Here is a 706-nt window from a genome sequence, read left to right as displayed (position 1 = left end):
CTGCTGCGGCTCGGCGTCCACTGAGCGATGGCGGTCTGCCGCAGGTGCTGCTAGAGAGCGAGCCCCGCGACCCGGGAGACGGCGCGGGTCCCGGGCGCCTCGGTCGTCCGCACGGAGCGGGCGCCGCTGACGGTACGGGGCGGGCTGGCCGCCGCGGAACGCGCGCTGGCGGCTGTCCCCCGCCCCACGGCGCTGGTCTGCGACGACGACGTGCTCGCGGTGGGGGCGGGCAAGGCAGCCCGGCGGCTGGGCCTGCGGGTGCCCGCGGACGTGTCCGTGGCCGGGTTCGGCGACACCGATCTGGCCACGGCCGTGGAGCCGGAGCTGACCACGATCCGGCTGCCGGCCGCCGCCATGGGCGAGGAGGGCATGGGCGCCCTGCTGACGGTGCTGCGCGGCGATCCGGCGCCCGGCGCGGTCCTGCCGGTCACCCTGGTGCCGCGCGGCTCCACGGGCCCGCCTCCGGCGGAGGGCTGATCCGTCCCGCTCCGGCCGCACGGACCACGGCCGGTCGCCCGCCCGGGGCCCGCCGCGCCCATCCGGGCGCCGGTCCCGCCCACGACGCCGAGGGTGGTGCTGCGGCCGGATGAGCCACCGGCGCCTCACGTCGTCCGCGACGGGGCGGCCCGCACCACGCCACCGGCGCCGGACGGTGTACCCGCTCACCACGCCGTGGGCCCCTGCGGACCGGACCGTCGGTCCGGTC

At 79.9% G+C, this 706-nt stretch carries 1 pseudogene; it reads left to right on the top strand.

Annotated features, from left to right (window positions below):
* Positions 1–477, top strand: a pseudogene (locus tag ACFV5N_RS15450) (substrate-binding domain-containing protein); the annotation flags it as partial.
* Positions 478–706: the final 229 nt, after the last annotated feature.

It is taken from the genome of Streptomyces sp. NPDC059853, from assembly GCF_042731495.1.
Lineage (GTDB): Bacteria > Actinomycetota > Actinomycetes > Streptomycetales > Streptomycetaceae > Streptomyces.
The sequence above is the reverse complement of the archived record's forward strand: the minus strand, read 5'-3'. Positions and strand labels throughout refer to the sequence as shown.